Below are 19,071 nucleotides of genomic sequence, written 5' to 3' on the forward strand. Positions count from 1 at the left end.
TACAGGGTAAAAAACTATAATTATTGAATATCTATTCCACCTGTACAATTATGAAAATAATTACCCGAAAATAAAATTGGATTCCGAAAAATTTTATTGTTAATTAACAATTGATTTTCCTTAAGTTTAAAATTATTTCCTTTATAAAAAAACTCGCCTCTTTTAAAATAAATTTTATTAGGTACTTCAAAAACAATATCAATAAAAATTTTTCCAGATGCTTGTCTAATAATTAAACGGTTTGCAGTGTACTCAATATCCCAAACGTCGATATTATAAATAACATTATTATTTTCAACTTTTAATAAAACATTATCATTTTCATCACATAATAATATATCTAAAAAAAACTCATTATTATTCAACGAAACTTTAATAATAGGCTGACCCAAAACCTTTAATGGAATATTAAAAATTCCATGACCGTCATCTATAATTTCAAATGTAGATCCGCCAATTAAAATTATAGCACTATTTCCAAAATAATTTAAAAATTCTGGTTTTGTATAACTATTTCTTCGATTATAAGGATCTTTATTATTTTCTTCAATAACTAATGGAGAAAGTAGCTTTCTAGTTTTCAAACTGTGATGCATTGGACATAATAAAGTAATTTCTTCAGAAATATGTCTTTTAACGATGGCATATTCTTTCATATGTTCATATTCATAAATAGGGCAACCACAAACTACACAACCAAAACCACATCTTTGTCTAACTTCTCTTTTAACCTCATTTGGAATAGCTGGTCTTTGATATTTCATTTTATTAAGTTTTTTCAAATATATTAATAACCTTTTTATTGTTTTATAAATATCAAAGTAATTTTACAATAATCAATTCAAAGTCAAATAATAATCTTCAATCCTAAACAGCAAAAGAGCCTGCCCTAATCTCAGGGCAAACTCTTTTTATTAAAATCTAAAAAAACTTATCTTATATTAAAGTTAGGTTCGGGTAAATTAAAATAACGGTATGTGTTATAATTGTGCTAAAACATCATTATTTTCAGTCTCTTCCATAATATAAGGATCTTCATGTTTTGAAAATTCTTCAAACAATTCGTATCTGGGTTTTGAGAGTGAACTTAGAAATGTAATGGTTGTGCGGTTTCCGTTTTCATCTACTTTTACAACAATAGAAGTACAGCAGGGGGAAGCGTTGAAATAATTTTCAAACCTTCTGCCGCATTTAAAGCATTCGGTAATAATGATTTCTTCTGTCTCGAAATTTTCCATGGTAATTGTGTGTTTTTTATTAAAAGCTCGTTTTAGGAGCTAAATATATTTTTTCATCAGTCAGTTGTGTTTTCAGAATTCAAATATACGTCTAATTCTCTACCTGTACCTTATTGAACAAAGAAACTTTGTAAAGTGCATCAATAACATCTTCGTCATTCACCTTCCTGTTTTTTACTTTTCTAATGTAATCGGGATCTCTGGATTTCTTAAGAATTATGTTCACAGAACCCGTGTAGCGCGTCGGTAACCATTTATCAATAAAATCAAATCGTTCATTGATGGTGTTCTGATAGGGATATATCAATTTGCTCATACAAATAAATATTTTTGTTTAACCTTTTTTCGTAATTTTGTGTTTATCTCTCCGAGATAATTATAAAACAAATATACAACTATATATTTAAAAACAATAATTAATTGAAATTTTAACAATTAATTATTAAATAAAATTAAAAAGAAGAAATTATTCGATATGAAAATTCACGAAAAGATACGCGAGTACAGCAAATCAAAAGGAGAAACTTTAAGAGAAATAGCCGAAGAATACGGCATGACTCCGCAGGCTATTCAGCTTTATTTTTCAGGAAAAAATGCAATTCCACTCAATTTTCTGGTTTGGTATCTGGAAAAACATCCGGATCTGGATCTTTATGCTCTTTTTGACAAGAACAGAGAAAGCATTGTTTCTGAACCGAAAACACCTTATCATAAAAAAACCAAAAAACAGGAAGTAATAGACCAAATTGTTGCGATCCTGCAAAAAGAAATGTAATATCCACAAAAGATTAATTACCTTAATACATCAACCGGAAAATTAAAACAAATAATTTTTCCGGTTTTATTTTTCTGTAAATGAGAGAAATATCCCTTCTGTGATTCTTTTACTTAATTATAGCAAAATTAGTTGTACTCTTTTTAACAATTTATTTATCTTCGCACCTCTGAAATTTAAAAAGTTAGTTGCGCAAAATCACAAATATGACTATTAATGCTTCTCATAAACTGATTCCCATGACGGATTTTGTCATCGAGTATTATTCGCATGAAGGATACGCAGATCTTCAGACGCTTAAACTGATGAACAATTACGCCAATCTTTTGAAAAAGGAGCTTACATTGGGAATGTTTGTTCCCGTAGATTCTTCGGGCGAAATCCTGAAGGAACCCAGAAACTACGAATCGTGGAAAGCTCTTGAGCATAATTCCAAAAAAAGGAATGATGAAGAAAGTAAGGCTTTCGAAGATTACAAAATCTATCAGAAAGCCGAAAAAAAATGTCTTTTTGAAGGATTTAAAATTGCCTATAACGGCTATTCCGTCGTGAGAATTGTAGCTTCTTACAACACTTCAATTGAACTTTCATTCAACAAAAACGAAAAAACATTCCAAAACTTTAAAGATATTGAATCGCTAACTTCTTTTGATGAAATCTATCTGAACAGTTCTGCTTTGAAGAAAATAGGAATTCAGAAATAATTATCAGATAAGCATATACAACTACTCTTTTACCGCATTTCCGTACACTTCCAAAGCCCTTTTTCTGGCAAAAGTATGCTCCACAATCGGTTCTGCATTGATGTCTTTTTCGGAAAGCCATGTTTTGATGTATTTTAAATCTTTATCAAATTTTTTGGTCTGCTCCGAAGGATTGAAAACCCTGAAATAAGGAGCTGCATCGCAGCCGCATCCTGCAGCCCATTGCCAGTTTCCGTTATTGGAAGACAGCTCGTAGTCCAGAAGTTTTTCTGCGAAATAGGCTTCTCCCCATCTCCAGTCGATTAAAAGATGTTTGGTAAGAAAACTCGCAACAACCATTCTTACCCTGTTGTGCATAAATCCCGTTTCGTTTAGCTGTCTCATCCCTGCATCTACAATCGGATAGCCGGTTTTTCCTTCACACCATTTTTTAAATTCCTTTTCATCATTTCTCCATTTAATGCTATCATATTTTTCTTTAAAAGAATTGTTGACCACTTTCGGGAAATGATATAAAATCTGCATAAAAAATTCTCTCCAGATCAGTTCATTCAGCCAGACTTCATTGTGTTTTTCTGCAAATTCCACACATTTTCTTACGGAAATGGTTCCGAAACGAAGCGCAATTCCTAAACGCGTTGTATGATCCATTGCCGGAAAATCTCTGTATTGATTGTAATCATCAATAATCTTTTTTTCCAGTGAAGGTTTTTTAAATTCCAGATCTGTTTTCTCAAAACCTAAATCTTTAAGTGCTAAAAATTTGGAAGGCGAATATGTATGAAATTTTGAAAAATCAACTTCCATTTTTTTGAAGGTGACAGACTTGAAATTTTCTTTCCATTTTCTTGAATACGGGGTATAAACGGTGTAAGGTTTTCCGTCATTTTTTACCACATCATCCTTTTCGAAAATCACCTGATCTTTAAAATCCTGAAAATTAATATCACTTTTTTTAAGCAGATCCTGTATTTCTTCGTCTCTTTTTATTGCCTGCGGTTCATAATCCCTGTTGCAGAAAACAGTATCGATTTCAAAATCTTTAATCAGTTTTTTGAAAGCTTCAACAGGTTTATCGTGAAAAACGGTTAATCCGCTCTTATGTTTTTTAAGCTCAGTATGAATTTCTTCCAGAGCCTGATAAAAATAATCTACTCTTCTGTCTGATTTATTTTCAAGCTTATCAAGAATTTCCTTATCGAAAATAAAAACCGGAACTACTTTTAAACCGGCTTCAAGTGCATGAAACAATCCTGTATTATCTTCCAGCCTGATGTCTCTTCTGAACCAGAAAATATTTACTTTTTCTTTTTTAGACATAATGATTTATTAACCCTGTTTTCTCTACAAAAATCAGACTAATTTTTCTAATAGTAAAGAGATTGTATTTAAATTTTTTTAATTATAAATCCACATCAGAACAGGCTTTTTAGATTTCTGAAGCATCGGATCTATCTCTTTCATCGCATTATTGGATACGGTAGGACAGCCCCAACCTTCAGGAGAACCTTTCGGGAAGACTTCTTCATCGCTCATCAGATTCCAGGAATGAAAAACAATGAATCGTTTCAGCGAATTGCTGTTGGTTTTTTCCAGACCGTGCATCAGATATTTTACATGAATTCCCCAGTCGCTGTAACCTCGTCCCTGAATTTTGTATTTGCCGAGTGATGAAAGATGACTTCCGTCTTCATTGCTGAATTTCGGATGGTCTTTTGATGCGTCACTGCTCCACTGATTATTTCCGCAACCGTGACCAACAAGATATTTTTTTGAAGCAGAATTTGTTTTAAAATTCCAAACTACCAGTCTTTTCACTCCGGAATGCAGACTCATATCAATCAGAATGCAAAAATCTGTACTGAACTGATTGGATTTGCAGAATGTAAGTGCTTCTTCGGCTTTCGATTTTGTTTTATTTAAATCAATTTCCGGTTTCTTTTCCTGCTTTGAGATTTCTGAAATCTGTGGCTTGATGGTACTTTCCGCTTCCTGTTTGCATGATAACAGGAACAGAAATGCCGTTATCCAACTTAAAAAATTCACAGAAACCTATTTGTAATGTAAGAAGATTCCATAATCTGAAGGCGTCCAGAATGCCGCTTTCTGATCCGCCGCTTTCAGAGCATCATTTGCCCAGGTGTTGCAGGTATTCAGGAAGCTGTATTTTCCCTGTGCATCATAGAATGCGTCATTACTTCCGTAAACAGCATTTGTAGGAACAAGATTGTAGTTTCCGTTTTGGTCTTTATCAAATTTAGCATCTACAAAATCTACCAGTTTTTTATACTGATCCTTGCTGATCATAATTTTTTTACAGTCGTCGCCTTCCTTCATAGTTTTATAGAAAGTACAGTGCATTGCCGATTCGCTAAGCCAGAAAGCGGCCTTAAAAGCCGTCGAAAACTTAAGATCTGCCCAAGTCGGAGTGTCGAGATAGAATCCTTTATCTCCCCATCCTACTCCTACATAATTGTAATCTGTACTTTTGGATTTCGTATTGCTGAACGGGATTTTTGTACTCCAGTCCTGTATCTCATTCTTTACAGGCATTACAATATCCGTATGAACGCCGTTGGTGTAAATATAAACCGGAATTTCTTTTTTCTGGCCGTCATCCTTCGCAGAAACTTCAATAAAAGGCAGAAAATAACCCAGAGCAATATACAAAACCACAATTCCTACAATAATTCCTAAAGCTTTAATGATGAGAAGCAACATCTTTTTCACGTTCATGTCTTATTTAAGTTAATGAAAATTTAATTATTAATTTTTCGTAAAAGTATTTGTTTTGATCGGAATTTTCGCTAAATTTAAGTACCAAATATTAAAAAATATGCACAAAAACACGAAATCAAACAAAAGATTCAAAGTAAGAGTAAAAGTAGCCCCAAAAAGAATACAGAAAAAACGCTGATTTTTAACAAATTTTATTTTCAGAATACATTTTTTTTAGTCTGAAAATTTTTTAAAATTCTTACCAGCCATCTTTCCCTCCTTAAAGATCCATTTAAGGAATGGGTGTTCAACCTTCTTACTCTGGAACTTCAACAATTCCAGATAAGGGTTTATCCGCCAAAATGATTTCACTTATTTTGTGAAGATTTTTCCAGAAAATCTATATTTCTTTTCAGTCCGGCAAATTTTGTTCTTTTGACAGGCGATTTGCGGAAAATTTCGGAAAACAGTTCCTGCGTAAGCTCCTTCCACTCTCTTTTTTTAAAATTTTTCAGCGCTTCATTCGGTTTGAATTTCATTTGCTGATGAGGTGACGAAAAACGGTTCCACGGACAGACATCCTGACAAACATCGCAGCCAAACATCCAGTCGTCCATCTTGTCCTGAAAATAATCGGGAATAGAGTCTTTGAGCTCGATTGTTGCGTAAGAAATACATTTGCTTCCGTCAATCAGCTTTTCTGAGACAATCGCATTGGTGGGACAAGCATCAATACATTTCCTGCACGTTCCGCAGTGATCGGTCACCGGATGATCTGCAACGAGTTCCAGATCGCAGATAATTTCCGCTAAAAAATAGAACGAACCGCTCTGTCTTGTAATTAAATTCGCGTTTTTTCCTACCCATCCGATTCCTGATTTTCTCGCCCAGCTTCTTTCCAGAACCGGCGCAGAATCTACAAAAACACGAAATCCGAATTCCCCGATCTCTTCCTGAAGTTCAACAACCATCTCACGTAAAATATCTTTGATGACTTCATGGTAATCTTCCGCATAAGCATATTTGGAAATCTTAAAATTTTCGAGAGTTGAAATTTTTTCTTCGGGAAAATAATTGTAGGAAAGAGAAATTACAGACTTGGAACCTTCTACGAGCAATCTGGGGTCTAATCTTTTATCAAAATAATTTTCCATGTATTTCATTTCGCCGTGGAAATTATTTTTCAGCCAGTTTTCGAGTGGTTTTGCCTCTTCTTCAAGAAAATCTGCTTTCGAAATCCCACAGTTCTGAAATCCAAAACTTTTTGCCTTGGATTTTATAAGCTGCGTATATTTTTCTGCGGTTGAAATCATGATTTACACTTGCAAAATTAAGATTATTTTATAATTTTGCCGCGTTTGAAAAATTCAGACCTTACAACTAAGGAAAAAATAATAACTCATGAAAAAAATCTGTCTGTTCACCGGACTTATTTCAGCAGCGTTTTTTAACGCACAAATAAAATTCGAAAAAGGTTATTTCGTAAATAATTCAGGACAACGAAGTGAAGTTCTGATCAAAAATCTGGACTGGAAAAACAATCCTACAGAATTTGAATACAAAACAGATGAAACTTCTGCAGAAATAAAAAAAGAATCCATTAAAAATATTCAGGAATTCGGAATCGATAATGAGCAAAAATATATCAGAAAGACGGTGATGGTAGATCTTTCTTCTGATCAGTTGCAATCAATGTCTTACGAGAAAAAAGCGAATTTTGCAGAAAAAACCGTTTTCTTAAAATATGTAGTGGAAGGAAAAGCAGACTTATTGTATTATGAAAATGAAGACCTTGAAAGATTTTTCTTCTCTGTGAACGATTCTGAAGTAAAGCAGCTTGTTTATAAACCTTATTACATTGAAAATTCATTAATTGCTTATAATGAAGAATATAAAAAGCAGATTCTGGATAATCTGAATTGCGGAGTAGATCTTACGGACGTTAATAAACTGAATTACAAACCAAAAGATCTGATTAAAGTTTTTCTGAAATACAACGAATGTTCTAACAGTTCTGCGGTAAACTACAATCAAAATTACGAAAAAAGAGATCTTTTTAATCTGACCATAAGACCGGGGATGAATTTTTCTTCTTTTGAAATGGTAAATGATTATTATTCCGGAAGCGGAAATGCGAAATTTGATAATAAAATATCTTTCAGAATAGGTCTTGAAGCTGAATTTATTCTTCCTTTCAATAAAAATAAATGGGCCGTTTTCGCAGAACCTACTTATCAGTATTACAAAACAGAAAAGCAATCTGTTGTTTATGAAGGGCAGCCTTTCGAAACAACATCAATCAGAAATATAGATTATAAATCGATAGAAATTCCTTTGGGAATAAGACATTATTTCTTTCTGAATGACAAGTCTAAAATCTTCATTAATGCGGCGTATGTTTTTGATATTGAAATGGGATCAAATATCCGATATGATTATAATAATTTGAAAATATTTTCCGGCAATAACTTTGTTTTCGGGGTAGGATTTAAGTATAATGATAAGTTTCAGGTGGAATTCAGAACATCCACCAATAGAAATCTGATGCAAGACTATTTAAACTGGACTTCGAAATATCAGACTTCTTCTGTGATCTTAGGATATACACTGTTTTAGAAAAAGCTGTAAAATTGTAAATTTTCTTTAAATTTTACGTATTTTCGTTATAAGTTTAATCTAATAAAACAAATTATGTCTTTATCAGAAGTTATAAAATCAGGAAATTATGCATTAATCGACGTTCGCGAACCTATGGAACTGGAAATGGACGGAAACATAGAAGGTGCTAAAAATATTCCTTTGGGAGAAGTGGAAGACAGAAAAGAAGAAATCCTGTCTATTGAAAAGCCTGTAATTTTGTTCTGCAGAAGCGGAAACAGAAGCGGAAAGGCTTTGGAATATCTTAACTCTCAGGGTTTGCAAGACGGCTACAACGGCGGAGGCTGGGCTGAGCTGAAAGCAAATCTGGAAGCAAATCAGGGAACTTTTTAAAAAGTTCCTTTTTTTATCTGAAAATTTTTGAAAATGAACCTGAAAGAAAGATTTCTTCAAAACTGTTTTTTATTTACCGAAGATCAAAATCTTATTGGAGATCTTTGGTCTGAAATTGAAAAGAAATACAGCGAGAAAGGGAGACATTATCATAATCTTGAGCATCTGGAAAATATGTTTTCTGAACTGGATGCTTTAAAAGATGAAATTGAAAATTTTCCTGTTCTCTCATTTTCTGTTTTCTATCATGATGTAATTTATGATGCTGCTTCAAAATCAAATGAAGAAAAAAGTGCTGAATTTGCAGCAGTAAGACTGAAAAGACTTCATGTAGACTCTCATTTCATTCAAAAAGTTTCTGAACAGATTCTTGCCACCAAATCGCATCACTTATCTGAAAACAGCGATACCAATTATCTTTTAGATGCTGATCTGTCGATTCTCGGAAAAGATTCTGAAGTATACATTGATTACACTAAAAAAATAAGGAAAGAATATGCCATCTATCCCGATTTGCTTTATAAACCGGGAAGAAAAAAGGTTTTAAAACATTTTCTGGAACAGAAGGATATTTTTAAGACCTCCATTTTTAAAGAAAAGTATGAGGATATTGCAAGAAAGAATATTCAGATAGAAATTGATGGGTTTTGATCTTGCATTTATTGACCACCCCGTCAAAAATTCTTTGAATTTTCGCCACCCCTCCAGAGGAGGGAAATGTAATGCTGCTTAAATTTTACCAGCTATTTTTCAGTATTCTGCCTTTATAATTGAGGAGATAAACTCTGTAGATTTTTGCAGAACAGTGTCCGGAATTTCTTTATGCGGTGTATGGCCGATGTTCGGGATGATGAATTTTTCTGAAGTCCCGCTTACCTGGGAAATTGTTTTTTCAACCTGATCCAGTGTTCCGTACTCGTCATTTTCTCCCTGAATAAATAACAAAGGTGATGTTATATTTTTCAGCAGATATTCAATATTCCAGCTTCTGAATTTGTCGCTTAACCAGATTTCCGTCCAGGCTTTTACCATCATTTCAACTTTATCACCATGATATTTTGCCAGACGTTCCGGAAGATTGGTGGTTTTATAAGCTTCAAAAGCATCTTTTACACCGTTTACTGTTATATCTTCCACGAAAATATGTCCGGCTTCACAAAGAGTTGCAATGACTTTTTCAGGATATTTGGCGGCGAAAATCAGGGCAATTGTTCCGCCGTCGCTGTGTCCGAAAAGGATTATATCATTTATATTCAGTTCTTTTAAGAGGTCATTCAGAAGATCGGCTTCCTGCTCCATATAATTATTTTCTCTTTCATAGGTAAGCATAGGAAAAGATTTTCCGTAGCCTAAACGATCATAGACCAACACATTACATTGCGTCTGCAAAGCCAGTTTTTCAGGAAAGTCTCTCCAAAGCTGAGTGCAGCCTAAAGAATCGTGCAGAAAAACAATAGTTGGTTTATTTTCAAAAGAGTTATGATATTCTGTATATAGTTTTTTCCCATTGACATTAACAATCCTTCCTTCCATTAACTTTCAGATTAATTCTATAAACTTGGCGTATTGGTTTCGTTAAATTCTTTAAGTAAATTCTGAAAAACGGTTTCTACGGGAAGAACTTCATCAATTAACGCAGAAACCTGCCCGATTTCGAGTTCGCCTTCTTCCATATCGCCTTCAAACATCCCTTTTTTGGCTCTTGCACGTCCTAAAGAAGCGATTAGAGACTCTTTGTTTCTTCCAACGTTGTAGATCTCCTCCAGTTCATTAAAGAACTTATTTTTAACCATTCTTACAGGCGCGAGTTCTTTAAGGGTAAGATGGGTATCTCCTTCCTGAAGTTCTGTAATTTTATTTTTCCAGTTTTCATGGGCACTTGCTTCTACAGTGGCAGCGAAACGGGAACCGATCTGAACGCCGTCTGCGCCTAAAATCATGGCTGCTTTCATCTGGGAGCCTAAAGCAATTCCTCCTGCTGCAATCAGCGGTTTGGAAATATGCTTTCTTACATTCGGGATTAGACAGAATGTGGTGGTTTCATCTCTTCCGTTGTGACCGCCTGCTTCAAATCCTTCCGCAACTACGGCATCTACTCCTGCCTCTTCGCATTTCATGGCAAATTTTGTTGAAGAAACCACATGAGCAACCTTCAAACCTTCTTTCTGCAAAGTTTCGGTATATGTTTTAGGGTTTCCGGCGGAAGTGAAAACAATCTTTACACCTTCTTCCAGAATAATCTGAATTACTTCATCCAGATTAGGATACAGCATCGGTACATTTACTCCGAAAGGTTTGTCTGTAGCCTGTTTACATTTCCGGATATTCTCCCTTAAAATATCGGGATACATACTTCCTGCGCCGATTAATCCTAGACCGCCGCAATTGGAAACCGCAGAAGCAAGTCTCCATCCGGAATGCCAGATCATGCCTGCCTGAATGATAGGATATTGTATATTAAAGAGTTGTGTAATCTTATTTTGTTGTGAATTCATCTGGTGAAGCTTTTTTGCTGAATTAAAATCTATGAAACTGCTCATGCTGTAAAAATAATAAAAATAGCGGTCTTGCGAAGATTTTGGGCATAAAAAAACCTTCAGAAGTTCTGAAGGTTTTGATGATTATTTTTTAATTGAATCTCTTTTCCAGTTGGCTTTGAAGTTACAAGAATCGTAACGTCCGTCGATGGAGATGAATGTTGTCGGAAGCTTTGAGTTAACAAATTTTTCGATCATTTCATTTCGCTTTTTATTTAGCGCCATCTGCTTCACTCTGTCGTAATCTGTTTCCAGTTTGATCTGGTGAGCCGGAATTACATCTTCCACTTTTACGATTTTTACCACTTTTCTTTCTCTTTCATCCATATCATCGAAAGCGTTCGTAATATCTCCTTTGTTTAATCCTGCCAATTCGTAGCTGATTGTTCCCGGAACTGTTTCTCTTTCAATTTTATTTGATCCGTCCGCTCCCGGAATAACTCCCGCATTGAACTTTGTTCTTTTATCGTCTGAGAATCTGAAGGTAGCGTCTTTGAATGTCATTTTTCCGTTAAGAATTAAACCTCTGATGCTGTCCAGTTTAGCTTTTGCTGTTTTAATTTCCTCATCAGTAGGAGTTGCCATCAGAAGGATGTGTCTCGCTTCATAGATTTTACCTGATTTTTTAACAAGCTGGATAAGGTGATATCCGAATTCCGATTCTACAGGCTCTGAAATTTCTCCTTCCTGAAGATTTAAAGCGGCTGCCTCGAAAGGTTTTACCATCTGTCCTTTGGAAATGTTTTTCATTAAACCTCCGTTGGAAGCGGTTCCTTTGTCTTCAGAAAAAATCCTTGCCTGACTTTCGAAAGTCTCTCCTCCTTCAATATCTTTCTTGATTTTTTTCAGCTTATTAATCAGCTCGTCTTTATGAGCATCCGTAAGTTTAGGATACATCATGATCTGAGATAACGACACCTCATCTTTAATTTCAGGAAGCTGACTTTTATATAAATTATAGAAGTCGGTTACCTCGTTTGGTGTAACGTCCGCTTTGTCTGTAATTCTCTGAATTTTAGCCTGTCCGTAATATTGGTCGGTATCGATTTTTTCGATTGCGTTTTTCATTTCATATCCGTTTCTGAACTTGTAGGCTGCCAACATTGTTTTTTCATCAGGAAACTGAGAAAGCAACTGCTGATATTTTGCATTCGCCTGTTCTTTAATTGCAGCAGAACGGTTATCGATTAACGTATCTCTTTTAGCAGCGTATACCAAAAGCTTATTATTCAGTAAGTTTTCTAAAAACTCACACTTATCTATGTTGGAAGCTCCCTGCTGTTTTGCATAATTCATCTGCTCATTGATGTCAGACTCCAAAACAATTTCATCACCGATTACAGCAGCAATTCCATCCACTAAATCTCCCTGTTTTAACTGAGCATTCATCATATTTGTACCAAACAACATGATGAAAATTCCAAAAAGAAAAGTGATCTTAAGTTTATTTATCATTTTACTATTTTAAACAAGTTGCAAATTTAGAATTCTTAATGAATTACACTAAATTTTTTATTATAAATATTTCTTAAAAAGAGGTATTTATTGTACTTCTACGTTGAAAGTTGTTAATTCCTTAAACTGCTTCAGTCTTCCGAATACGTCTGATTCGTTTACTTCCTGAATTCTTTCTGTCCCGAATTTCTCAACCGTGAAAGAAGCCATAGCAGAACCTACGATTAACGCAGACTTCATGGTTTCGAAATCGAATGTTCCTTTTTTAGCTAAATAAGCTGCAAAACCTCCTGCAAAAGTATCTCCAGCTCCGGTTGGATCGAAAACTTCTTCCAGTGGTAAAGCCGGAATGGCGAATACTTTATGATCGTGGAAAAGCAATGCTCCGTGTTCTCCTTTTTTGATGATAACGAACTTCGGGCCCATTTCGTGGATTTTTTTAGCTGCTTTTACCAGAGAATATTCTCCTGAAAGCTGTCTTGCTTCTTCGTCGTTGATTGAAATCACGTCCGTCTTAGCAATCATCTGCATTAGTGTTTCCAAAGCTGTATCCATCCAGAAATTCATGGTATCAAGAATAACCAGTTTCGGACGGTTGTTCATTTTTTCAAGTACGGAAAGCTGTACTCCCGGGTGAAGATTTCCTAATAATAAGATCTCTGCATCCTGCATAGAATCCGGAATTTTAGGATCAAAATTTTCAAGAACGTTTACTTCAGTTGCCAAAGTATCTCTTGTATTCAGGTCGTTGTGGTATTTTCCTGCCCAGAAGAATGTTTTCCCTTCTTTTACGATTTCAATTCCCTCTACATTAACCTCTCTGTTTGTGAACATATCAAGATATTCCTGCGGAAAATCTCCTCCTACCACAGAAACGATTCCGGACTTAACGCCCAAAATAGATGAAGTGATCCCGATATACGTAGCTGCACCTCCTAAAATTTTATCTGTTTTTCCAAATGGCGTTTCAATTGCGTCGAACGCAACACTTCCTACAACTAAAAGTTTCATATTTTTTTCAAAGTATTTTAAAAGTAAATTATTTTTTCCATTCAAATGTGTCCAGCAGGTGTTTCATATCTCTTTTGATATAATCTACCGCAGGAGCCAAAGAATCCGGTTTCGGTCTTGTGTTAAAGTATAAATAGGCAGTTACAAAATGTTTGGTACTGTCTGTAATGTAAAACTGAAGATTGGAAGCGCTCTGTCCTTTCAGTTCATAAAAATTTCCGTATACCTTTTTTTCAGGATATTCGAAAGATTTTGTGTCGATTGCGCTTGCTTTTATCGTATGTTCATACACCATTTTTTCAGCTTCCTGAATATGAGCTGCAAAATCATTCTGTATCGGGTAATACGTTACAAAAACTTTGGCTTTCATTTTCGGATAGTTCAGATAATACCAGCAAGGCTTTTTTGCATCGGTAATGTTTGCAAAATCTGAATATTCAAATGTATAATTACAGTTGTTTTCGAATTTCTGATATTTCGGTGCGGGATATTCCAGTCGAAGTTCTCCGTAAGGCTTCGGAACCGGATCTTTTCCGCAAGATACCAAAAGTAAGGCTGCAAAAATAAAAATGGCGTTTTTAAACATTTTGCAAAAGTACAAATTAGATTTCAGATTTCGGAAGACAAATTTCGGGATTTCAATGGGTTTTGAGATTGTGATTAAATTTTGCTTTTGAGGCTTTGTTTTTGAATGTGAAGCTTCGCGAAGTTTTTTCTTTTAAAACTAAATGGGATACCCATTTTAATCATGTATTTAATTTTAACGCAAAGTACACGAAGATTTTTTTTAACAGCTTTTCGTTTTAAGTTCACTAAAGTGTTTCACTTAACGAAGACAACAAAGATAATGACTTGTTGTACATTATGTAGCATTTTGTCATTCTGATCGGAGCGAAGCGGAGTGAAGAATCTTTTTAACGCAAAGAGCGCGAGTCTTTTTTGAATATTATTGTGAATATTTTTCGTTCGCGAAGGCGTTTCACTCAGCGAATGATAATATGTTAATGAATATTCATTTTAATCATATACTTAATTTTAACGCAAAGCTCGCAAGAGTTTTTAAATATTAACCGCTTTTTTAAGTTCACAGAGGCGTTTCACTTAAATAAGCACACAGAAAGTTTTTTATTACATTCTAATTATTTTTTAAGCTTATCCATTAATTTGCCTGCAAATTCTTAATCTTTCTTAACTGCTTAACTATTCTTAATGGTTTCTTTTTAAACAATAGGCGCAAAAAGTTTATTTGAAATTATTGAAAACATTCTTCGTTCGCAAGGGCATTTCACTCAGCGAATGATAGATATGTGAATGATTCTCCATTTTAATCATGTAATTAATTTTAACGCAAAATGCGCGAAGATTTTTCTTTTAAAACTTAATGGATATTTTTAAGTTCGCTAAAGCGTTTCACTTAAATAAGCACACAGAGCGTTTTTTATTACATTCTAATTATTTTTTAAGCTTACCCTTTAATTTGCCTGCAAATTCTTAATCTTTCTTAACTGCTTAACTATTCTTAATGGTTTTTTTTTAAACGCAATAGACGCAAAAGTTTATTTGAAATTATTGAAAACATTTTTCGTTCGCAACGGCATTTCAATCAGCGAATGATAGATATGTGAATGAATCTCCATTTTAATCATGTAATTAATTTTAACGCAAAATGCGCGAAGATTTTTCTTTTAAAACTTAATGGATATTTTTAAGTTCGCTAAAGCGTTTCACTTAAATAAGCACACAGAGCGTTTTTATTACATTCTAATTATTTTTTAAGCTTATCCTTTAATTTGCCTGCAAATTCTTAATCTTTCTTAACTGCTTAACTATTCTTAATGGTTTATTTTTAAACACTTCTCGCAATGACATTACAAAATTCTATATGCCATTTCATAATTTTGGATATAATTCTCCAACGGTTTTGGGAAGGATTTTTCGTGTGAACCTTCAACATCAGTTACAATAAAATTATTTTCAGTGATGAAATTCTGCCATATTTCTTCCGAGTCTACTTCTACATTAAAAATCTCTATGCTTAAATTTTTGTGCGTGAGTTTATGGCTTACATTTTTTATACTTTTGATGAATGGAATTAAATCATCTGAAATTTCAGGTGGAAATTCAAATAACTTTTTCCAGATGAAATCGTCTTTTCTCTGTTGAATTAAAAACTGACCATTTCTGTGAACGAAATAATATTTCAGCTCCAAGTCAGCAGCTTTTACTTTTTTTGTTTTTACCGGAAATTCAGAAACTTTATTCATGGAAAAAGCCAGACAGTCTTCATGTAAAGGGCATTCTCTGCAAAGAGGATTTTTAGGCTTACAGATTTCGGAACCTAAATCCATCATCGCCTGATTGAAATCACCGACATTTTCAGGTAAGATTAAATGAGCGAGTTCAGAAAAATAATTAAAAGCTTTTGAACTTGAAATATCAAAATCATCTGCAAAAATACGGCTCAGTACACGATAAAAGTTTCCGTCCACAGCCGGAATTTTACCCCCAAAACAAATACTGGAAACTGCAGCGGCTGTATATTTTCCGACACCTTTTAACTTTAAGATTTCATCGTATTCATGAGGAAAAACGCCATTATAATCGTTCATGATCTGTTGCGCTGCCTTATGAACATTTATCGCTCTGGAATAATAGCCTAATCCTTTCCAATACAGTAAAACTTCGTTTTCGTCTGCTTCGGCAAGGGTTTTTACATCCGGAAAACGCTGAACAAAATTATTATAATGTCCTAATCCCTGAGCAATTCTGGTCTGCTGAAAAACGATCTCACAAATCCATATTTTGTAAGGATCTTTGGTCTGTCTGAAAGGTAAATCGCGGGCATTTGTTTTATACCAGCTAAGAAGTTTATTGCCGATGTGTCTGAAGTCTGATTGTTTTGTTTTTTCCAAAGGTTTGTCTGCTACATTTTATGTTTCGGCAAGCTCAGCATGACAACGCTAAAAATTCACTTTTAATAAAACGACTAGTATTAGAAATGTCATGCTGAGCTTGTCGAAGCATCTGTTTATTAAATACAAAGATAATTTAATTTTCTTTTTGAACTGAATATACGGGAGCCGCTTTCAGCCACTGATATTTTAAATGTTTTTCTTTTGCGATGAAGCGGTAACCTTCCAGTTTTTTGAGATAAATATAGGAAGCAGAATCTTTTTTGAATTTTAACTGTTGATTAGACAGAAAACTGAATGGGAAATCCACCATAGAATCTCTTGTCGTTTTCTCTACTTTGCCATTAATAACTCTGTAAATAAAAATGGATTTTCCACGCCCTTGAGACTGATCTATTAGTTTAATATTTGATGAAGCAATCACCATATCACTTTCATCGAAGCATTCCTGCGGTTTCATGATGTAAGCTTTTCCTTCTTTTATTTCGTCGGCGAAAAGATCTATTGTATGATTTTGCTGTACCCTTTTATCTTCACAACTGAAGATCATAAAAATTACGGGCAAAAAGTAGAATAACCTGCCTTTCATATTTCTATTTTTAACGATTTGGTAGAAAAAAACCGATGAAAAATTGCATCGGTTTTAATATTTAATTTGATTAATTTAATCCTGAAGATATTCCGCATCCCATTCGTTTCCGTCGTCTCCTTTGTGTCCGTCTAATTTGATAACGAAACTTTTTGTAGGGAAATAAGGCGTTAAACGGATATCCAGCCAAACTCTGTCTTTATTCACTTTATCCTGCTCGAAACGGACAATTTTGAATTTTTCGATCAGTTTATCCGGACCTTTAATACCGTCAAGGAAGGTTACGATCTGTTTTCTTAAATCATCTTCATTTCTTGCATTCCAGTTTTCGAAAGCTCTTCTGTTTAAGAAATCGAGCAGAACTTTAGTAACATAATCGAATACGCGAACTACGGAATAGGTCTGAAGTCCTATATTGTCTCCTGTAAATAATGTTTTTGCAGAGAAAGCCATAATTTTTCCGTATTCGTTCACCATGGGAACAAGCCCCATCTTTTCCAACTGGGAAATTTCGCTTTTCTTTAATTCGAATTTTACGGCGTCCACTTCATTGATGTTTCCGTGCTTTTTACCTGCTGCAACCTGAGACATTAATGTTTTATGGATTTTTCCTGCCAATGAAGTTGATGGCGGAAGTTCTACATTTTCCTCCTCTCCTACTTCCTCAGCTTTTCCGCGTCCAACAAGCCAGTTACAAGTCATGATGACATTACTTCTATGCAGTTCACCTCCTGTAAGATTGGCAGAATGGAATAAATCCACCACGTCATCCGGTTTATCAAGATTCGCAAAATCCGTCACCATCATTACTTTGTTTTCGTTACAGATTTTTGCCCATTTTTCAATGACTTTATTAGATCCCAAATATCCCGGAATTGCTAAAATAGAGTAATTGTCTCTAAGATCTAAACGGTCGTAATAGTTCTTAAACTCTTCTGCAATAGCATCGATAAATATTGGATTATCTAAATCTGAAACCTGATCTAAACTTGCGTTTACTATGCTGACATTGTCTACTTTATCGAGTTCGGTATTTTTATAGAATTGGGCGACCGTTCTGTAGTTTGTTTCCAGTTGACGGACTGCATCAAGCGTATTTTTAAGATTTAGTTTTAAATTCTGATCGGCAGCCTGCGCTTTAGCTTTGCATGTTTCTGCCATCTTATCTGCAGAATCGTTTCCTTCCAGAAGATTTACCCAAAGATTGATTTTCTGGAGAAGTTCTTTTCTTTCATCTGCTTTATTGCTGTCATTAAGGAAGATTTCCTTTCTGGCTTTTCTGGTGGGATTCATGTTTGCGATTCCGTCTACAACAGATTCTACAAAACCAAAACCTCCTATTTTATTGAGTTCGGCAAGCGGATTACTTTTCGGCTGTCCTGCATGTTGCTGCTGTCCCTGTGGTTGGTTTTCAGCTGCCTGTAATTTACTATCCATGATTAATGTAACGTCTTTAGATTATTTTTCAAGTTCCTGTGCCACTTCTTTCAATACCTCTACGAAGGCAGCTCTCGTCTGATCGTTTTCCAGCATATTACGCAGAATTTTATTGGTTTTAAGCTGTCGTACAATTTTGTTGTACTGTTCCTGCTCCATGCTTAATTGCTGTAAATAATCTGATTTCTGAGTGAGATTTTTTGGGGTAAAGTCCGCGAGATTCTGAAAACGGAATTCCTCTTCTACTACATTACCGTCCTCCGTTTCGTGCTGAACGCTTACAGAAGGCTGGAAATGTCTGAAGACGTCATCTACTGTTTTTAATCCTGTTACAATTTCAGGGACATAAGATTCGTCGGTTGTAAGCTGGCTTACTATCAGCGATTTATTCTCCTGAATCTGCTGAATAGCTTCATTGGCGTCTACTTTTACCTCGTTTCCGCCAACGCCATAATTGAACATTGCCATATTATTAATATTTTGAGATTTTCGATGTTGGTGTGTATTGTTTTTATCAGCATCAAATAGCTGACCAATCCAATGTTTAAATTTAAAAAAAAACTGTAACATACAAAATTTTGTTAAGATTTTTCTTGAAATATTAACTTTTTAAATTAAATATTAACCAAAAACTGATATTTTGCGATGTCACTAAACTATGAAAAATTAAATAAAAAACGCACCATTTCTGATGCGTTTTTATT

The 19,071-nt window shown here is 34.5% G+C and carries 21 protein-coding genes; 5 read left to right on the plus strand and 16 right to left on the minus strand.

Annotated elements, in window-relative coordinates:
• Window positions 1–20 precede the first annotated feature (20 nt).
• The 3 genes from KKI44_RS06980 to KKI44_RS06990 all read right to left on the minus strand — a co-directional run bounded on the left by KKI44_RS06980 (window position 21) and on the right by KKI44_RS06990 (window position 1,554).
• Window positions 21–764, minus strand: coding sequence for a cell division protein (locus KKI44_RS06980; protein ID WP_214590456.1), 744 nt, complete (start codon window positions 762–764; stop codon window positions 21–23).
• A 216-nt stretch (window positions 765–980) separates the two neighbouring features.
• Window positions 981–1,238, minus strand: a complete 258-nt coding sequence (locus KKI44_RS06985; RefSeq protein ID WP_214590457.1) for a hypothetical protein — start codon at window positions 1,236–1,238, stop codon at window positions 981–983.
• Window positions 1,239–1,329: 91 nt separating this feature from the next.
• Entirely contained in the window at window positions 1,330–1,554 is a 225-nt protein-coding gene (locus KKI44_RS06990; RefSeq protein ID WP_214590458.1) for a hypothetical protein, read from the minus strand.
• A 159-nt stretch (window positions 1,555–1,713) separates the two neighbouring features.
• On the opposite strand from KKI44_RS06990, the gene KKI44_RS06995 reads away from it, so the two are divergent.
• Together KKI44_RS06995 and KKI44_RS07000 are read left to right on the plus strand one after the other, a co-directional pair.
• Complete coding sequence (locus tag KKI44_RS06995) at window positions 1,714–2,013, plus strand: helix-turn-helix domain-containing protein (RefSeq protein ID WP_214590459.1); 300 nt, start codon at window positions 1,714–1,716, stop codon at window positions 2,011–2,013.
• A 206-nt stretch (window positions 2,014–2,219) separates the two neighbouring features.
• Window positions 2,220–2,717, plus strand: a complete 498-nt coding sequence (locus tag KKI44_RS07000) for a hypothetical protein (protein WP_214590460.1) — start codon at window positions 2,220–2,222, stop codon at window positions 2,715–2,717.
• A gap of 21 nt (window positions 2,718–2,738) precedes the next feature.
• Here KKI44_RS07000 and KKI44_RS07005 read toward each other — a convergent pair whose 3' ends face one another.
• The 4 genes from KKI44_RS07005 to queG all read right to left on the minus strand — a co-directional run bounded on the left by KKI44_RS07005 (window position 2,739) and on the right by queG (window position 6,748).
• Entirely contained in the window at window positions 2,739–4,037 is a 1,299-nt protein-coding gene (locus KKI44_RS07005; RefSeq protein ID WP_214590461.1) for a cryptochrome/photolyase family protein, read from the minus strand.
• Window positions 4,038–4,115: 78 nt separating this feature from the next.
• Complete coding sequence (locus KKI44_RS07010) at window positions 4,116–4,763, minus strand: murein L,D-transpeptidase catalytic domain-containing protein (RefSeq protein ID WP_214590462.1); 648 nt, start codon at window positions 4,761–4,763, stop codon at window positions 4,116–4,118.
• A gap of 6 nt (window positions 4,764–4,769) precedes the next feature.
• Window positions 4,770–5,453 carry a TIGR02117 family protein gene (locus KKI44_RS07015; RefSeq protein WP_214590463.1) on the minus strand — a complete coding sequence of 228 codons (684 nt, stop codon included), beginning with the start codon at window positions 5,451–5,453 and terminating at the stop codon, window positions 4,770–4,772.
• Window positions 5,454–5,803: 350 nt separating this feature from the next.
• Window positions 5,804–6,748, minus strand: coding sequence for a tRNA epoxyqueuosine(34) reductase QueG (queG, locus tag KKI44_RS07020; RefSeq protein WP_214590464.1), 945 nt, complete (start codon window positions 6,746–6,748; stop codon window positions 5,804–5,806).
• A gap of 88 nt (window positions 6,749–6,836) precedes the next feature.
• Between queG and KKI44_RS07025 the strand changes: the two genes are divergently transcribed.
• From KKI44_RS07025 to KKI44_RS07035, 3 genes are all read left to right on the plus strand, one after another.
• Entirely contained in the window at window positions 6,837–8,051 is a 1,215-nt protein-coding gene (locus tag KKI44_RS07025) for a tRNA modification GTPase (protein WP_214590465.1), read from the plus strand.
• Window positions 8,052–8,126: 75 nt separating this feature from the next.
• Complete coding sequence (locus tag KKI44_RS07030; protein ID WP_214590466.1) at window positions 8,127–8,426, plus strand: rhodanese-like domain-containing protein; 300 nt, start codon at window positions 8,127–8,129, stop codon at window positions 8,424–8,426.
• Window positions 8,427–8,459: 33 nt separating this feature from the next.
• Window positions 8,460–9,077, plus strand: a complete 618-nt coding sequence (locus KKI44_RS07035) for a hypothetical protein (protein WP_214590467.1) — start codon at window positions 8,460–8,462, stop codon at window positions 9,075–9,077.
• A 99-nt stretch (window positions 9,078–9,176) separates the two neighbouring features.
• On the opposite strand, the gene KKI44_RS07040 is transcribed toward KKI44_RS07035, so the two are convergent.
• The 9 genes from KKI44_RS07040 to KKI44_RS07080 all read right to left on the minus strand — a co-directional run bounded on the left by KKI44_RS07040 (window position 9,177) and on the right by KKI44_RS07080 (window position 18,937).
• The gene (locus KKI44_RS07040; protein ID WP_214590468.1) at window positions 9,177–9,959 is read right to left on the minus strand and encodes an alpha/beta fold hydrolase; all 783 of its coding nucleotides are present in this window, start codon (window positions 9,957–9,959) and stop codon (window positions 9,177–9,179) included.
• Window positions 9,960–9,976: 17 nt separating this feature from the next.
• A complete protein-coding gene (locus KKI44_RS07045) occupies window positions 9,977–10,921 on the minus strand; it encodes an NAD(P)H-dependent flavin oxidoreductase (protein ID WP_214590469.1) in 945 nt (314 codons plus the stop codon).
• A gap of 126 nt (window positions 10,922–11,047) precedes the next feature.
• Complete coding sequence (locus KKI44_RS07050) at window positions 11,048–12,418, minus strand: peptidylprolyl isomerase (protein WP_214590470.1); 1,371 nt, start codon at window positions 12,416–12,418, stop codon at window positions 11,048–11,050.
• Between the two features lie 87 nt (window positions 12,419–12,505).
• Entirely contained in the window at window positions 12,506–13,429 is a 924-nt protein-coding gene (locus KKI44_RS07055) for a PfkB family carbohydrate kinase (protein ID WP_214590471.1), read from the minus strand.
• A gap of 28 nt (window positions 13,430–13,457) precedes the next feature.
• Window positions 13,458–14,015: a gliding motility lipoprotein GldD gene (gldD, locus tag KKI44_RS07060; RefSeq protein ID WP_087709026.1), complete on the minus strand. Its 558-nt coding sequence runs from the start codon at window positions 14,013–14,015 to the stop codon at window positions 13,458–13,460.
• A 1,282-nt stretch (window positions 14,016–15,297) separates the two neighbouring features.
• The gene (gene mutY / locus KKI44_RS07065) at window positions 15,298–16,341 is read right to left on the minus strand and encodes an A/G-specific adenine glycosylase (RefSeq protein WP_214590472.1); all 1,044 of its coding nucleotides are present in this window, start codon (window positions 16,339–16,341) and stop codon (window positions 15,298–15,300) included.
• Between the two features lie 136 nt (window positions 16,342–16,477).
• Window positions 16,478–16,930, minus strand: a complete 453-nt coding sequence (locus tag KKI44_RS07070; protein WP_214590473.1) for a hypothetical protein — start codon at window positions 16,928–16,930, stop codon at window positions 16,478–16,480.
• Window positions 16,931–17,005: 75 nt separating this feature from the next.
• Window positions 17,006–18,367 carry a DUF5458 family protein gene (locus tag KKI44_RS07075; RefSeq protein ID WP_214590474.1) on the minus strand — a complete coding sequence of 454 codons (1,362 nt, stop codon included), beginning with the start codon at window positions 18,365–18,367 and terminating at the stop codon, window positions 17,006–17,008.
• A gap of 21 nt (window positions 18,368–18,388) precedes the next feature.
• Window positions 18,389–18,937, minus strand: a complete 549-nt coding sequence (locus tag KKI44_RS07080; protein ID WP_214590475.1) for a type VI secretion system contractile sheath small subunit — start codon at window positions 18,935–18,937, stop codon at window positions 18,389–18,391.
• Window positions 18,938–19,071: the final 134 nt, after the last annotated feature.

Source organism: Chryseobacterium sp. ZHDP1 (genome assembly GCF_018603435.1).
GTDB lineage: Bacteria > Bacteroidota > Bacteroidia > Flavobacteriales > Weeksellaceae > Chryseobacterium > Chryseobacterium indicum.

Coding starts and splice junctions, on each gene's coding strand:
- KKI44_RS06980 (WP_214590456.1), bottom strand. CDS start 764: ATGAAATATCAAAGACCAGCTATTCCAAATGAGGTTAAAAGAGAAGTT.
- KKI44_RS06985 (WP_214590457.1), bottom strand. CDS start 1,238: ATGGAAAATTTCGAGACAGAAGAAATCATTATTACCGAATGCTTTAAA.
- KKI44_RS06990 (WP_214590458.1), bottom strand. CDS start 1,554: ATGAGCAAATTGATATATCCCTATCAGAACACCATCAATGAACGATTT.
- KKI44_RS06995 (WP_214590459.1), top strand. CDS start 1,714: ATGAAAATTCACGAAAAGATACGCGAGTACAGCAAATCAAAAGGAGAA.
- KKI44_RS07000 (WP_214590460.1), top strand. CDS start 2,220: ATGACTATTAATGCTTCTCATAAACTGATTCCCATGACGGATTTTGTC.
- KKI44_RS07005 (WP_214590461.1), bottom strand. CDS start 4,037: ATGTCTAAAAAAGAAAAAGTAAATATTTTCTGGTTCAGAAGAGACATC.
- KKI44_RS07015 (WP_214590463.1), bottom strand. CDS start 5,453: ATGAACGTGAAAAAGATGTTGCTTCTCATCATTAAAGCTTTAGGAATT.
- queG (WP_214590464.1), bottom strand. CDS start 6,748: ATGATTTCAACCGCAGAAAAATATACGCAGCTTATAAAATCCAAGGCA.
- KKI44_RS07025 (WP_214590465.1), top strand. CDS start 6,837: ATGAAAAAAATCTGTCTGTTCACCGGACTTATTTCAGCAGCGTTTTTT.
- KKI44_RS07030 (WP_214590466.1), top strand. CDS start 8,127: ATGTCTTTATCAGAAGTTATAAAATCAGGAAATTATGCATTAATCGAC.
- KKI44_RS07035 (WP_214590467.1), top strand. CDS start 8,460: ATGAACCTGAAAGAAAGATTTCTTCAAAACTGTTTTTTATTTACCGAA.
- KKI44_RS07040 (WP_214590468.1), bottom strand. CDS start 9,959: ATGGAAGGAAGGATTGTTAATGTCAATGGGAAAAAACTATATACAGAA.
- KKI44_RS07045 (WP_214590469.1), bottom strand. CDS start 10,921: ATGAATTCACAACAAAATAAGATTACACAACTCTTTAATATACAATAT.
- KKI44_RS07050 (WP_214590470.1), bottom strand. CDS start 12,418: ATGATAAATAAACTTAAGATCACTTTTCTTTTTGGAATTTTCATCATG.
- KKI44_RS07055 (WP_214590471.1), bottom strand. CDS start 13,429: ATGAAACTTTTAGTTGTAGGAAGTGTTGCGTTCGACGCAATTGAAACG.
- gldD (WP_087709026.1), bottom strand. CDS start 14,015: ATGTTTAAAAACGCCATTTTTATTTTTGCAGCCTTACTTTTGGTATCT.
- KKI44_RS07070 (WP_214590473.1), bottom strand. CDS start 16,930: ATGAAAGGCAGGTTATTCTACTTTTTGCCCGTAATTTTTATGATCTTC.
- KKI44_RS07075 (WP_214590474.1), bottom strand. CDS start 18,367: ATGGATAGTAAATTACAGGCAGCTGAAAACCAACCACAGGGACAGCAG.
- KKI44_RS07080 (WP_214590475.1), bottom strand. CDS start 18,937: ATGTTACAGTTTTTTTTTAAATTTAAACATTGGATTGGTCAGCTATTT.